General features: G+C 66.8%; 12 protein-coding genes and 1 riboswitch. Of the genes, 2 read left to right on the top strand and 10 right to left on the bottom strand.

The features are described 5' to 3' along the window. Window positions 1-282 precede the first annotated feature (282 nt). Window positions 283-1,074, bottom strand: coding sequence for a metal ABC transporter permease (locus VGK20_10985; GenBank protein ID HEY2774558.1), 792 nt, complete (start codon window positions 1,072-1,074; stop codon window positions 283-285). Further along, on the bottom strand, window positions 1,074-1,853 hold the full coding sequence (locus tag VGK20_10980; protein HEY2774557.1) for a metal ABC transporter ATP-binding protein: 780 nt from the start codon (window positions 1,851-1,853) through the stop codon (window positions 1,074-1,076). Before VGK20_10980 ends, VGK20_10985 begins: the two co-directional genes overlap by 1 nt. 178 nt (window positions 1,854-2,031) lie before the next feature. Between VGK20_10980 and VGK20_10975 the strand changes: the two genes are divergently transcribed. Next, window positions 2,032-3,918, top strand: a complete 1,887-nt coding sequence (locus VGK20_10975) for a tetratricopeptide repeat protein (protein HEY2774556.1) — start codon at window positions 2,032-2,034, stop codon at window positions 3,916-3,918. On the opposite strand, the gene VGK20_10970 is transcribed toward VGK20_10975, so the two are convergent. The 3 genes from VGK20_10970 to VGK20_10960 form a co-directional block, all read right to left on the bottom strand. Next, complete coding sequence (locus tag VGK20_10970) at window positions 3,890-4,951, bottom strand: metal ABC transporter substrate-binding protein (GenBank protein ID HEY2774555.1); 1,062 nt, start codon at window positions 4,949-4,951, stop codon at window positions 3,890-3,892. The genes VGK20_10975 and VGK20_10970 overlap by 29 nt on opposite strands. A 92-nt stretch (window positions 4,952-5,043) precedes the next feature. Further along, the gene (locus tag VGK20_10965; protein ID HEY2774554.1) at window positions 5,044-5,940 is read right to left on the bottom strand and encodes a carboxypeptidase regulatory-like domain-containing protein; all 897 of its coding nucleotides are present in this window, start codon (window positions 5,938-5,940) and stop codon (window positions 5,044-5,046) included. After that, window positions 5,937-7,361 carry a hypothetical protein gene (locus VGK20_10960; GenBank protein ID HEY2774553.1) on the bottom strand — a complete coding sequence of 475 codons (1,425 nt, stop codon included), beginning with the start codon at window positions 7,359-7,361 and terminating at the stop codon, window positions 5,937-5,939. The genes VGK20_10965 and VGK20_10960 overlap by 4 nt, the downstream gene beginning before the upstream one ends. Before the next feature lie 128 nt (window positions 7,362-7,489). Then, window positions 7,490-7,684: riboswitch (cobalamin riboswitch) on the bottom strand. A gap of 238 nt (window positions 7,685-7,922) precedes the next feature. Here VGK20_10960 and VGK20_10955 point away from each other — a divergent pair. Further along, window positions 7,923-9,554, top strand: a complete 1,632-nt coding sequence (locus VGK20_10955; protein HEY2774552.1) for a thiamine pyrophosphate-binding protein — start codon at window positions 7,923-7,925, stop codon at window positions 9,552-9,554. On the opposite strand, the gene VGK20_10950 is transcribed toward VGK20_10955, so the two are convergent. Genes VGK20_10950 through VGK20_10930 form a run of 5 tightly spaced genes read right to left on the bottom strand, consistent with a single transcriptional unit; the run spans window position 9,551 to window position 12,893 of the window. Beyond that, window positions 9,551-10,462, bottom strand: a complete 912-nt coding sequence (locus VGK20_10950) for an alpha/beta hydrolase (protein HEY2774551.1) — start codon at window positions 10,460-10,462, stop codon at window positions 9,551-9,553. The genes VGK20_10955 and VGK20_10950 overlap by 4 nt on opposite strands. 44 nt (window positions 10,463-10,506) lie before the next feature. Further along, window positions 10,507-10,974 (bottom strand): pyridoxamine 5'-phosphate oxidase family protein, encoded by a 468-nt coding sequence (locus tag VGK20_10945; protein HEY2774550.1) that lies wholly within the window; start codon window positions 10,972-10,974, stop codon window positions 10,507-10,509. Between the two features lies 1 nt (window position 10,975). Then, entirely contained in the window at window positions 10,976-11,524 is a 549-nt protein-coding gene (locus tag VGK20_10940) for a hypothetical protein (GenBank protein HEY2774549.1), read from the bottom strand. Beyond that, window positions 11,521-12,321: an SDR family NAD(P)-dependent oxidoreductase gene (locus VGK20_10935; protein HEY2774548.1), complete on the bottom strand. Its 801-nt coding sequence runs from the start codon at window positions 12,319-12,321 to the stop codon at window positions 11,521-11,523. The genes VGK20_10940 and VGK20_10935 overlap by 4 nt, the downstream gene beginning before the upstream one ends. Then, a complete protein-coding gene (locus tag VGK20_10930; protein ID HEY2774547.1) occupies window positions 12,318-12,893 on the bottom strand; it encodes an Lrp/AsnC family transcriptional regulator in 576 nt (191 codons plus the stop codon). The genes VGK20_10935 and VGK20_10930 overlap by 4 nt, the downstream gene beginning before the upstream one ends. Between the last annotated feature and the right edge of the window lie 23 nt (window positions 12,894-12,916).

Below are 12,916 nucleotides of genomic sequence, written 5' to 3'. Positions count from 1 at the left end.
GGCGCACTGCCCTCAGGTAGCGATCCCGCTCGGTTGCCGACAGGCCCGGGTTTTCGTTCTCGAGGGTGTGCTGGAATTTTTCGACCTGCTCGTCCAGCAGCAGGCGAAGAAGGGTGCGGTCCAGATCGGGCGACGAGCTCATCGACGGCCCTTATAGCGGCCACGCGCGACGCGAGAAAAGGCGGCGTGGGGTCGGTGGGGTCAGGCACCAGTGGCCCGGTTGCGCTGTAGCCTGCGCGGAATGCAGATGCCCCTACATACGGCTGGTGCCTGACCCCAGGCTCAGACTGCCCGGCGCACCATCCACGAGCCGAAGAACGTCGCGACGGCGACGAGCACGATCGACGCGCCCGCAGCCAGGTCGAATGCGAACGAGCACCACAGGCCCGCTGCCGCGCTGCCGGCACCGAGCAGCATCGAAAGCGCAACCTGGCGGCGAAAATCGAGCGTCCACAGCGCGGCCGTTGCAGCGGGCACGACGAGCAGCGCCTCGACCAGCAGCACTCCGACGATGCGCACGCCGGCAACCACGGTCAGCGCGAGCATCACGATCAGCATCGCGTCCAGCAGATCGACCGGACGCCCGTACGCGCGCGCGACTTCCTCGTCGAACGCAACGAAGAGCATTTCGCGAAAGGAAAGCGCGATCACGACGACGAGCAGCGTCGCCAATCCTCCGAGCAGCGCGAGGTCGGACGCCGTCACCGCGAGAAGACTGCCGAAAAGATACGCGAAGAGATCCTTCTGGTAGCCGTGCTGAAGGCCCGTCAGCAGCAGCCCGAGAGCCATCGCTCCGGACAGGAAGACGCCGATGATCGCATCCTCGCCTACGCGGCGCCCGCGCGCGACGGTGAACATGCCGAGAGCGACGGCGACCGAAAACACCGTGGCGGAAAGCCGTGGGTCGATGCCGGCGACCAGCCCGATCGCGACGCCTCCGATTGCCGAGTGCGAGATGCCCACGCCGATGAACGCCAGGCGGCGCAGCACGACGAAGAACCCGAGAAGCCCGCAGAGCACGCCGACGATGAGCGCCGCGGCAAGAGCCCTTTCGGCGAACGCGTACTCGAGCATCAGTGGCCGTGGTCGCCGTGAAGGCGATCGTGGTGGGCGATCTCGCCGGCGAGGAAATCGAACTCGCACGAGTACGCTTCGCGCAGCGCGTGGCTGTGCACGACCTCCTCGGGATGGCCGTGCACGTGCATGCGCCGATTGATGCAGATCAGCTCGCTCGCCTGCCCCGCCAGCGCGAGAAGATCGTGGGAGACGCAGACGATCGTGATCGAGCGGTCGCGCTGCAGCCTGCGCAGCAGCGCGTAGAACTCGAGCTCGGACGGAAGGTCCAGGCCGACGGTCGGCTCGTCGAGCACGAGCAGCCTCGTCCCTGCGCACAGCGCCTGCGCCAGCAGCACCCGCCTCAGCTCGCCGCCCGAAAGGCGTCCGATGGCGCGACCGGCAAGGTGCCCGATGCCGACCTGGTCGAGCTCGTCTGCGACGCGCTTCCAGTCAGCCCGGCGCGCCATGCGCATTCGGCCGATGCAGCAAAGGCGGCCCATCATCACGACGTCGATCACCGTCGCCGGGAAATTGCGCCCGATCGTCGTACGCTGGGGCACGTAGCCGATCGCATGAGCGTCGTCGCGACGGTCTCCCGGTTTTCGACCGAGCACGGTGATGGATCCGGAGGTGACCGGAACCAGGCCGAGCATCGCGCGCAGCAGAGTGGTCTTTCCGGCTCCGTTCGGTCCGATGACGCCGAGGAAAGAGCCTTGGCTCACCCGCAGCGAGATGTCCTCGAGAACCGGACGCCCGTCGAGATCGATGCTGACGCGCTCGAAGATTGCGGCATCCATAGGTGAGCGCCGGGCGACGGCGCTCACCCGAACCGTGAGAACCGTGCCGGAGAGCGCCGGCTCACGGGGGCTTCCTGGCTGGGAGCGCCCCGTCGCGGCCCGCGACTATGTTCGCCACGCCGCGACCTCGCAAGCGGCGGCTGGAGCCTCGTCGCAGCGTCGGCTAGAAACAGCCGAGATGGGACGCAAGGCCCGGGACAAGAAATCGCGTCCTCTTTCGCGCGAGACTTCCGAGGCGCCGGCGCCTGCAGACCGCGCGGCGCCTGCTGCGCGCGCGACGGACCCCGGCCTTTCTGCCCGTGTTGTTGTCGCCGCGAGCTCACGGGAAGCCCGCGGTTCGGTTTTCCCGGGCTCTTCGCGCACGTGGCTGCTTTGGGGTCTCGCGCTGGTCGCTGCCACGGTCGTCACGTACGCGGGCAGCCTGCACAACCCTTTCCTGCTCGACGACCCGATCAACATCGCGAAGAACCCGGGAATCCAGAAGCCCCTGGACATGGTCGCCCTGCTGCGCGACCCGCGCGCCGTCGTCACGCTCAGCCTGCGTTGGAATTTCCTGGCGGGAGGAGTGTCCGAGCCCGGCTATCACGTCCTCAACATCGCGGCGCACGCGATCGCCGGCCTGCTGGTGTTCGCACTGGCGTCGGTCACGCTGTCGCTGCCGCTCCTGAAGGAGCGATACGCGGATCGTGCGACTGCGCTGGCCGGAACGATTGCGCTCGTCTTCGTGCTGCACCCGATGCAGACCGAGAGCGTCACCTACATCATCCAGCGCTCGGAGATCTTCGTCAGCATGGGTCTTGTCGGCGCGCTGCTGGCACTGGCGGCGATGCGGGAAGGACCGTCCGCGCCTGCCATGGCTGCGCTGGTCGCATCGTGCCTGTTCGGAGTTTACAGCAAGCCGTCGTTTGTCGCGGCGCCGGTACTTCTTCTGGCCTACGACCTCTGCTTCCTGTCGCGCGGCCGCATGGACGAGCTTCGCAAGCGATGGCAGGCATTTGCCGTCGCCGTCGGCGCCGCGGTGCTGGCTTTCGCGCTGACTCGCAGCGGGAACGCGTTCGAGGGAAGCACGTCGGGATTCGACATCGAAGGAGTTTCTCCTCGCGATTTCATCGCCGCGCAGCCCGGCGTGGTCTTCCATTACTTTCGCGTCGCGCTGTGGCCGGCGCACCTTTGCTTCGACTGCGGGTATCGCGGCGCCTGGCCGGTGCACCGCTCTTTTCTCGGCGACTCGCTCGTACTTCCGGTCCTGCTCCTGGCCATTCTCGTCGCCGGCGCGCTGCTGTTGTGGAAGAAGCGACCGCTTCTGACCTTCGCCATCCTCGGCACGGGCATCGTGCTCGGGCCGACTTCGTCGTTCGTGCCGCTCGCGGACTTTTACGTCGAACACCGCATGTATCTTCCGATCGCGCTGCTCGCGATGGCACTGGTCCCGCTTGGCCATGATCTCATCGTCGCGCTCGCGGGCCGCGCGCGCCTGGCTCCGCGCGGCGCGGCGGCAGCGGCGACGGGGGCCGCGGCGATCGTGCTGGCCGGTTGCGCAACTGCTACCGTCTCGCGAAACCGCGTGCTCGCCGATCCGATCCGCATGATGCAGGACGCGCTCGTCCAGGCACCGGAGAACGAACGGGTGCAGTACAACCTGGCCAACGCGCTGAAGAGGGCCGGCCGCGTCGACGAAGCGATCCCGCATTACGAGGCCGCGATCCGCACGCTTCCCAACGTCATGCGCTCTTACGAAAATCTCGGCGGCCTCTACCTCGAACGCGGCGACCTCGACAAGGCCCTGGAAACGTATCTCGAGGGCGAGAAGGCGCGGCCGGACGCCGGCATGACCCACCGCAACGTCGCCAACGCGTACCTGCGCGTGAATCGGCCCGAAGAAGCGCTGGCTGCAGCGGAAAAATCCCTCGAGGTCGAGCCGAAAAGCGCCAACGGGCATCGTCTGAAGGGCGACGCGCTGATGCAGCTGGGACGATCCGCCGACGCCGAGGCGGCGTGGCGGCAGGGCCTCGTCGCCGTGCCCGGCGATGCTTCGCTCAAGGCAAGACTGGCGGGCGCTCACTGATCGGCGCGGCAACGCCGGCCGCTTGCGTCGCAGCGTTTCGCGATCCGCCGGCCGGATCGTCCCTGGCGCCGTCGCCTGCATCGCTTCCTTTCGACGCCGCATCGTTGTGCACGCCGAGCGCGCGTCCGAACGCGCGAACGTTGTACAGCATCAGGTTCGAATACGTCGCGCGGTCGACGCTCGAGGTGTCGCCGATGGGATCGACGGTAACCATCGGGACGCCAATCTCGTCGGCCAGCACCGAGGCCAGTCGGGAATCGGCGCGAGGCTCGACGAGCACGGCTCGCACGCCGACGGCGCGCGCCGCGCGCACGGTCGCGATCATTGCGCGCAACGACGGCTCCCTGCCCTCGCCTTCCCCGATCTTGTCGATGGCGGAGAGGCCGTAGCGTCGCGCGAAAATCGACCAGGCCGGATGCCACGCGACGAAGCTGCGCGTGATGGCATGCGAGAAGAATCTCGTGATCTGGACGTCGAGGTCGGTAAGGTGCTCGGTCATCGCTCGCGCGGAGGCGCCGAAACGCGCGGCGCCGTCGGGGTCGGCAGCGGCCAGCGCCCGCTGCAGCGGAGCAATCGCATGCTCGCGCACCCACAGCGGATCGAGCCAGACGTGGGGGTCACGCGCGTCGTCGCCGTCCGGCGTTGCATCGAGCTTGACGACGGTAGCCGACGGTGAAGCCTGGATCGAAGCGCCGAGCCAGTCATCGATCGAGGAGCCGAGACTGACGACGATGTCGGCGTCGGCCACGGCCTTCGCATCCGACGGTGTGGGCTCGAAAGTATGAGGATCGGCGCCGCCGGGAAGGATGCTGCGCACGACGGCGCGATCGCCGGCCAGCTCCGAGACCAGCATGGCAAGAGGCGGGATCGACGCGACGATGCGAAGGCGGCGCTCACCGGCAGCGGCAGCCGAATCGGCCGGCGCAAGGCGCGGCGCGAGCACGATTGCCGCGACGACGAAAAGCGCCGCGATGCACGCGGCGAGCGGCTTGCCGCCGTTGGCGCTACCGGCCGATCGATCGCGAGCCTTCATCGCGCCGGCAACGTAGCGCAGAACCCGCGCTCGTGCAGACGCATCGAAAACGCCCGCCTTGCGCGGTCTTGTCGGGACGGAATCGTACGGCGTCACTCGAGCGGAAGGTCGATGACGACTCGAAGCTGGTTCTCGTCGATGAAGGCGCGGCCACTTGCCTGTCCCACGCCGCCCACGTGCACCGCGACGTCGTAGTCGGCACCCGGGCGCAGGCGACAGAAACGGTAGCGGCCGTTGGCGCGCGAGCGGCGCTGGTGCCGGGGCTGCCCGTCGGAAGAAAGAACCACGAGGGCGGCCGCGACCGGCTGACCCGCCGAGCTCACCGTTCCCTTGACGCAGCCGAGCGCCGTCGAATGAATCGCGCCGGCAGCATCCAGGTCGAAGCCGCCCTTGGTGCCGGTAAAGCTGTGGTTGCCGGGATCGTCGATGAGATCGCCGGCGTCGGTGATGCGAACGAAGCGGACGAAGTCGAGCCCGACGTCGGCAAGGTCGAAACGGTCGCCGCCGGAGCCAGGATCCAGCGGATCCATGCCATTGGCGGAGTTCGCGTACACCGGCGTGCGACCCGCAAGGCCCTCGCCGGTGGCCGCGTCGTAGGGAAACATCTTCCAGTCGCGCCCGTCGGCGCTGACTTCGACGAACGCGTATTCGGCGAACAGGAGATCGCCGCCGTAGAACGCGTTTTCGAAGATCACCAGGTCGTCGCCGTCGCCGTCGACGACGGCGTTGTCGTCGAACGACACGACGATCTGGCCGCCGTTGCCGAGCGAGACCACGTCGGTGGAACCGGCGTACATGCCGGCGCCCTGCGGCGGACCGAGTACGATGCCCGGAAGCTCGTCAGCACCGAAACCGGCCTGGGTCCCCGGCTCGAACGCGCGAACGCGGTCGAGCCAGGGATCACCGGCCTGCGCCGTCGCCGTCGCGGCGAGCAGCAGCGCCGCGACTGCCCAAGCCTGGGCGATTCGTCGCGACGCCGGCGTCGTCACGGAGCCGGCTCGCACACCAGTCGCACGGCATCGTTGTCACGATGCGGATGATCGTCGCCGGTCGTGGCCGCCAGGTGCAGCAGCGCTTTTCCGGCTCTCGAGGAGCCATCCGGAAGCAGGCGCAGCGGCACGGGAATACCGGCGCTGAATGCGCAGGTCGAGCTCGACGTCGGCATCAGCGCTGCCGCGGCGGACACAAGATTCGTCAGTTCGTCGCTCGCGGGGTTGGCGCCGAGCAGATCGATCGAGGCGACCGACGACGGCGTGCAGGTTGGGAGGCGAGGATCGCTCACGTTGAGGCAGATCCCGAGAGGGAAATGGCAGACTCCGTCGGCTTTGCCGTCGGCGTCGCAAGAGTCTCCGTCGGTGCAGAACGCCACGCGTGGCGGCCTTCCCGCAGAAGCCGGCGCCAGCGGGATGCCGTACAGCTCCATCACGCAGTCGGTCGCGGGGTTGCCGCCGCCGGTGACGAGGTGATCGATCGGCACGAGGCGATGCACGCTCTTGTCGTCGTCCGCTCCGGAGAACGTCGATGCGAGAAAGTCGATTCTTCCGGTGAAGCTGTCGACCGAGACGCCGCCGCCGAAAGCGTCGCTCCCGGTGCCGCCGTCGAGTCCCGTCACGAGCGGAGTCACGTTGGCCATCGAGTCGAGAGAGACCAGCGTCGGTGAGCCGGTGGCGAGCACTCCGGCATCGGCCGCGACGGCCAGATCGATGGTCCCGTGGTCATACGTCGGCCCCGAGAACTTCCCCTGCAGCACACCGGCCGTCGAATAATCGAAGATCGTGCTGGAAAAATCGCTCGAACTCGAGCTCGAGACCAGCACGCGCGAGCCATCGACGATGATCCCGCCCGTGTAGTCGAAGCCGGCGGCGAACAGCGACGACGTCGGTGTCATTCCGGCAAGGCTGATGTCGATCACCGTGCCGTTGCCGTTTCCCGCGGCGTTCGAAACGAGCAGCCCGCCGGGAAAAAGGTCGATGCTGAAGGCGAAAGGAATCGACCCGGCCGCCAGCACTTCGTGCCCGGCCACGGGCTCATTGGTCGCATCCCCGGGAATCGCGAACACCGTGTCTCCGGTCGTCGCGCCGGCGAACTCGTAGCCACTGTCGGTGACGTACAACGTGTCGGTCGAAGCGTCGTAGACGCAGTCGCCGATGGAGTTGAGCCCGGTAGCGACGGTGCGCACGGCGCCGACGTCCGGCACGAACAGAATGCTGCGCGTGCTGCCCGGGGCAGGAAACGACAACGCCGGGCCGACGCCCACGTAGACGCCGCCCGGTGCGTGCGCGACGCAGCCTTCAGTGAGCTGGGGCAGCACCTGGCGCGAGTAGATGTACCCGGGAGCCGGCGTCGTTGCCGCACCGGCGATGGATGAAACGGAAATCGCGACCGCGGTCGCGAAGAGAACGGTTCGCATGGCTGACTCCTTCCGGCCCTCGCCGGTGTCCGTGAAGAAGAGCCTTTCGGAGAGAAAGGAAAGAACGGGGTCGCGGACGACTGCGCGTCTCGAAGCGGCCCGGTCGTTCCTTCCCCGTCGGAAGGCTCAACCCAAAATGCGAGCCGCGTCGATATCCTGACTCAGGGATCGTCCGGAGTGTCGCGCCTTCCCAGGCCCTTGCCCAGTGGCTCTTGCGACGTCCGTCCCCCTTCACAGTTGCGGGGCAGTCGAGGAGTTGCACCTCGTTCCCGACGAGAGAGCGACCATCGCCCTCTGCCGGCTCGCGAGCGCGCACGCTAGGAGGCCGCCCTCTGCTTGTCAATCGCAGTCTTTTGCGCAGTCTTTTGCGCAGTCTTTGCGCAGTCTTTTGCGCAGCCTTTTGCGCAGCCTTTTGCGCGGCCCTTTGCGCGGTCGTTTGCGCTGCCTTTTGTTTTGGGAACTCCGGCGGATATACCGGCGACGCGAGACCGCGGGCCTTCCCGGACTGCGAGCGTCGCGAATCACACGCGGATCAGACGCGAACCATAATAGAGGACTGCGATGGACGGAGGAAAGCTCGTCGCTCGGGCGCTCAAGAAGGCTGGGGTCGATTGCATCTTCACGCTTTCGGGCGGGCACGTGATGGCCATCTACGACGGCTGCCTGAACGAGGGCATCCGCGTCATCGACGTGCGCCACGAGCAGGCTGCCGTGCACGCCGCCGACGCGTACGCACGCCTTCATCCGGGCCGCGTCGGCGTCGCCGTGCTGACGGCGGGCCCGGGCGCCACCGACGGCGTCACCGGCATCGCCAATGCGTGGCGCGCCAACTCACCGATCCTCGTCATCGGCGGCCAGGGCCCGTTGGCCAACCTTCGCCGCGGCTCGCTGCAGGAGATGGACCACATTTCGGTGATGCGCCCGATCACGAAGTGGGCCAACGCCTGCTACGCACCCGACCGCCTCGGCGAGTTCTGCGAAGAAGCGATTCGCTTCGCACTGGCCGGCAATCCCGGACCGTCCTACCTCGAAGTGCCGATCGATGTGCTCGGCGGCGCCGCCAACCTCGACACGTCGTACTGCCCGGCACCGATGCCGCCGCCGCGCACCCGCCCCGAAGAAAGCATCATCCGCGCCGCGATCTCGCTGCTGAAGGACGCGAAGATGCCGATGGTGATGTCGGGCACCGGCGTCAAGTGGTCCAACGGAGCGGCCGCGCTCAACCGCTTCCTCGCTGCCACCAGCATGCCCTGTTACTGCAACGGCATGGGGCGCGGCACCGTGCCGCACGACTCGCCGTACTTCTTCAACCGCACGCGCCGCGATTACCTCGAAGCCACCGACTGCGTGATCCTGGCCGGATCGCTGCTCGATTTCCGCATGCGCTTCGGCAAATCGATCCCGGCCACCGCCAAGATCATCCAGATGGACCTCGATGCGACGATGATCGGCCAGAACAGGCGCGCCGACGTCGGCATGGTCGGCGACCTCGGCCTCATCTTCGACAGCATGCTCGAGGTGATGGCGAAAGACGGCGTCAAGCTCGACTACAGCCACCTCGTCAACGAGTGGCGCGCCAAGGAGCAGGCCGAGGAAACGGCGCTTGCCGGCAATCTTGCGTCCGACGAAGTACCGATCGATCCGATGCGTCTCTGCAAGGAAATCGCCGATTTCGTCAGCGACGACATGATCCTGATCGGCGACGGCGGCGACATCGTCGCGAAGGCCGCCAAGGTCGTGCCGGTTCCGAAGAACGGGCTGTGGATGGATCCGGGGCCTCTCGGCACCCTCGGCGTCGGCATGCCGTTCGCGATCGCCGCGCAACTGGCAAACCCGGGCAAGCGCGTGCTGATCATCTACGGCGACGGCAGCTTCGGACTGAACGGTTTCGAGTACGACACGGCGATCCGTCACAAGCTGCCGATCGTCGGCATCGTCGGCAACGACGCCGCGTGGGGCCAGATGATGAGGCCCCAGGTCATGATGTACGGGCGCGAAAGGCTGGTCGCCACCGAGCTGGCGCCGACGCGCTACGACAAGGTCGTCGAAGCCCTCGGCGGCCACGGCGAGCTCGTCACCGAGCCGCACGAAATCCGACCCGCGCTCGAGCGCGCGTACGCCAGCGGCAAAGCCGCCTGCGTCAACGTAATGATCCGCAAAGACTTCGACTTCGCCGGCGGAATTTACATCTAAGTTATGGGGTCAGGCACCAGCGGAATAGGGTCAGGCACCACAGGAATAGTGCCTGACCCCAGCCAGTCGAGCAGCAGGGCGTTGACCTCGGACGGCTTCTCGCGATGCACGAAGTGGCCGGCGCCCGGCACGACTTCGTAGCGGTACTCGCCGCGGAAATATCCCGCCTGCTCTTTCATCAGCTCGCCGCGCGAGTCGTCGCCGCCGCAGATGGCGAGCGTCGGCACGCCGATCGGGCGCGCGATCGCGTCGCGTACATCGTCCAGGCACGGATCCATCCTGCTGCGGTCGATCATCGCGCGGTAATATCCGAGAGTCGCGGCGACAGCGCCCGGCTCGGCGAGCATGCGCTTGATGCCCGCGATGTGCTCGGCGTCCTCGTACCCGGCGGACGTCCAGAATTTCCAGAGATAGTCGATGAATGCGAAGTTGTTCGCGGCAAGCGCCATCTCCGGGAAATCGGCAACCTGGAAGAACCACCAGTGGAAGGAGCGGTGCACCTGCGCCGCATCGAGCAGCGTCGCACCGATGACCGCCGGATGCGGAACCGCCATCACGACCGCGCGACGCACCAGCTCGGGGAAAGCCGCGATCACACTGTACGTGACCACCGCGCCCCAGTCCTGCCCGACGAGGCAGGCCGGCTCGCCGCCGCCGAAGGCGCGGATCAGCTCCGCGACGTCGGTCGCCAGCGTTCCTCGGTCATAGAAGCCATCCGCTGGAATTTCCGTCGGCGGATAGCCGCGCGTGTTCGGCGCGACGACCCGGTAGCCGGCCTCTGCAAGCGCCGGCATCTGCCTGCTCCAGGAGTGCGCGTTGTCGGGATAGCCGTGCAGCAGCACGACGAGCGGGCCGCTGCCTTGCTCGAGGCAAGCGAATTCGATGCCGTTGGCCCGAATGCGCTTCACGATGGGGTCAGGCACCGGCGTGCCGGCGCCTGACCCCAACTCCGTCATGCGGGGCTGGCCGCGGCCATTTTGCCGTGGTCCCAGCTCGAGACTTTGCCGGGATGGAAGATCAGCGCGACGCGCTTGCGGACGTAGTAGCGCAGCGCCGCGCCGGCCTGCTCCTCGTCGAGCCCCTGGTATTTCTTCGCCGACGCGAGCGCGATCCGGTAGCACAGCTCCTGGTCGTCGCGCACCTCGAAGCGACCTCGGATGAACACGCCGCGCAGCTTGTCGTACTCGGTGCCGTCCTCGACGAGGATGGAACCGCGCGGGTCGCGCTCGACGTTGAGGATCTTCTGCGACGTCTTGTACGTGTGCATGTGCACGAGGCCGTCGAGCATGCTGTACCACATCGGGACGAGATGCGGGTAGCCGTCGTGGTTGTTGGTTCCGACGATCACGGTCTTCGCGTTCGCGAGAAACTCGCGAACCTCGTCGTCGCCCAGGCGGATCCGTGCCCTTACGTTGGCCATTTCACCAGTCCCCGTCCTTCTCTTCCTTGCGGAATTTCGCGTCGTCCTCGTCCAGCGGCGACCGTTCGAGCCCGGCGTCGGGGCTCGGCGGATCCACGACGTCCTGGTGAATGCCCTGGCCGGCCGCAGAAGGTTGTGCGGCGCCGTGGTTCTGCATCGCATCGAGCCTCGCCTGCAGCTGCTCGGGTGTGAGACTTGCCGGATCGTCACCGGCAGCGCCATCCACTGGCGGAGGCGGCGCGGCCGAATCCTTGAACGGATCGAGCTCGTCTTCGTCCTTCGTGAGCTTGGCCGGCTCGCTGCCCGGCTCTCCGGGTTTGGGCGGATCCCAGTTTCGATCGAGCACGGGATCGGGAAGCACGAGGTCCGAATCCACGGCTCCGCCCGGAATCACTCCGTACTGGTCGTGCGGCAGTGCAGCAACCGATGGGCTTTCGGGCGTCGGCGGAGAACCGGCTGATGCGGCAAGCGCGGTCGCGGCAACGAGCGAGCAAATGCCGACGAGCGTCAGCGTGCGACGTGCACGCACACCGCGCCCGTCCTGGCTCATCGACGATCCACCGGCGTCTGCTCGCGCTGGCGCTTCTCGACGATGCCGAGAAAGAAGCGGCGCGGCAGAAACCGCGCCGCGAGCATCGACAGCCGGTTTTCGAAGCCGGGAATCACGACGGTCTTCGTGCCGAGGCCGTTCAGCGCGTCGGTGACGACTTCCTCGCACGACGACCATTTCGTCGACATCTCCCCGGCGACTTCCTGGAACCCGGTCTTGGTGTCGCCGGGCGCGAGCACTTCGACGTCGACGCCGGTGCCGCGCATCTCGAGCGCGAGCGCTTCGCCCCAGTTCTGCAGCAAAGCCTTGGTGCCGCTGTAGACGGCATAGTACGGAAGCGGCACCAGTCCACCCATCGACGAGACGATGAGGACGCCGCCCCTGCCCCTTTTCTTCATTGCCGGCAGAAGTCTGGCAGTAAGCTCGACGTGAAATTCGCAGTGCAGGCGGATCAGCGAGGAGTGCACCTCGGGGCTCTGCAGGTCGAAGCGTCCGATCCACCCTGTGCCGGCGTTGGCGACCAGCAGCCCGATTTCCAGGTCTGCCACCGCTTCGGCCAGCCGGGCCGCAGCCCCCGGAAGAGCGAGGTCCATTTCCACCACTCGCGCCTCGACGCGGTGGTCGGCGCAGATTTTTCCGCGAAGCTCCTCGAGTGCCGCGCGCCGCCGCGCGACCATGGCGACGTTCAGTCCTGACGCGGCGAGCCGAAGCACGAACTCTCGCCCGATTCCCGACGAGGCGCCCGTGACGAGCACCCACGGCCCGTAGCGCGCGCGCAGTTCGGATGCGCTCTTCATGCGACGAAGATGGAGTTGGTGCTCCAGCCGGGCTTCATCATGCCGTTCTCCATGTTTACCGCCGGCAGGTAGTTGCGCAGCAGGCGGATCCTGCCGAGCAGCCGGATCGTCGAGATGTCTTCAATCGAATCCTTGCCGTGGTTTTTCTGCAAGGACGGCACGATCTTCTGCTGGAAGCTCTCGACGATGTCGGCGTCCGAAGTGCCCTCGACGACCATCACCAGCGCCACGCGGCCGTCGATCTCGGCAATATGGGACTCGCGGATCAGCTCGGTGAAGACCGTGACGACATTGGGCTCGTTGCGGATCTCGTCCTGGATCTGGCTGACCGTGACCCCCACCTTGAAACGGATGATGTAGAGGTGGCTGCACGGGAAGTAGCCTGTGCCCTCGGCCGACATGTCCACTTCGGCGAAGTAGCGAAGCAGGCCTTCCTTCTCCATCCGCGCCCTTTTTCGGCTAACCGTGCGCACCGGAATGTCGTAAAGCTCGCCCAACCGGTTGTCGGAAAGGCGCGGATTACGCGTCAAAGCCTTCGCGATCTTCATTTCCTGTTCATCGAGCTTGCGCATTGTTCACCTTCTGGTCATTTCCT

This window comes from Candidatus Binatia bacterium, from assembly GCA_036493895.1.
Lineage (GTDB): Bacteria > Desulfobacterota > Binatia > UBA1149 > CAITLU01 > DATNBU01.
Note: the sequence above shows the minus strand (reverse complement) of the source record. Positions and strands in the feature narration are given on the sequence as shown.

Excerpts from the sequence above, each read along its gene's own strand:
- VGK20_10980 (HEY2774557.1), bottom strand. The coding sequence starts at position 1,853 with ATGGATGCCGCAATCTTCGAGCGCGTCAGCATCGATCTCGACGGGCGT.
- VGK20_10940 (HEY2774549.1), bottom strand. The coding sequence starts at position 11,524 with ATGAGCCAGGACGGGCGCGGTGTGCGTGCACGTCGCACGCTGACGCTC.
- VGK20_10970 (HEY2774555.1), bottom strand. The coding sequence starts at position 4,951 with ATGAAGGCTCGCGATCGATCGGCCGGTAGCGCCAACGGCGGCAAGCCG.
- VGK20_10960 (HEY2774553.1), bottom strand. The coding sequence starts at position 7,361 with ATGCGAACCGTTCTCTTCGCGACCGCGGTCGCGATTTCCGTTTCATCC.
- VGK20_10955 (HEY2774552.1), top strand. The coding sequence starts at position 7,923 with ATGGACGGAGGAAAGCTCGTCGCTCGGGCGCTCAAGAAGGCTGGGGTC.
- VGK20_10985 (HEY2774558.1), bottom strand. The coding sequence starts at position 1,074 with ATGCTCGAGTACGCGTTCGCCGAAAGGGCTCTTGCCGCGGCGCTCATC.
- VGK20_10945 (HEY2774550.1), bottom strand. The coding sequence starts at position 10,974 with ATGGCCAACGTAAGGGCACGGATCCGCCTGGGCGACGACGAGGTTCGC.
- VGK20_10930 (HEY2774547.1), bottom strand. The coding sequence starts at position 12,893 with ATGCGCAAGCTCGATGAACAGGAAATGAAGATCGCGAAGGCTTTGACG.
- VGK20_10975 (HEY2774556.1), top strand. The coding sequence starts at position 2,032 with ATGGGACGCAAGGCCCGGGACAAGAAATCGCGTCCTCTTTCGCGCGAG.
- VGK20_10935 (HEY2774548.1), bottom strand. The coding sequence starts at position 12,321 with ATGAAGAGCGCATCCGAACTGCGCGCGCGCTACGGGCCGTGGGTGCTC.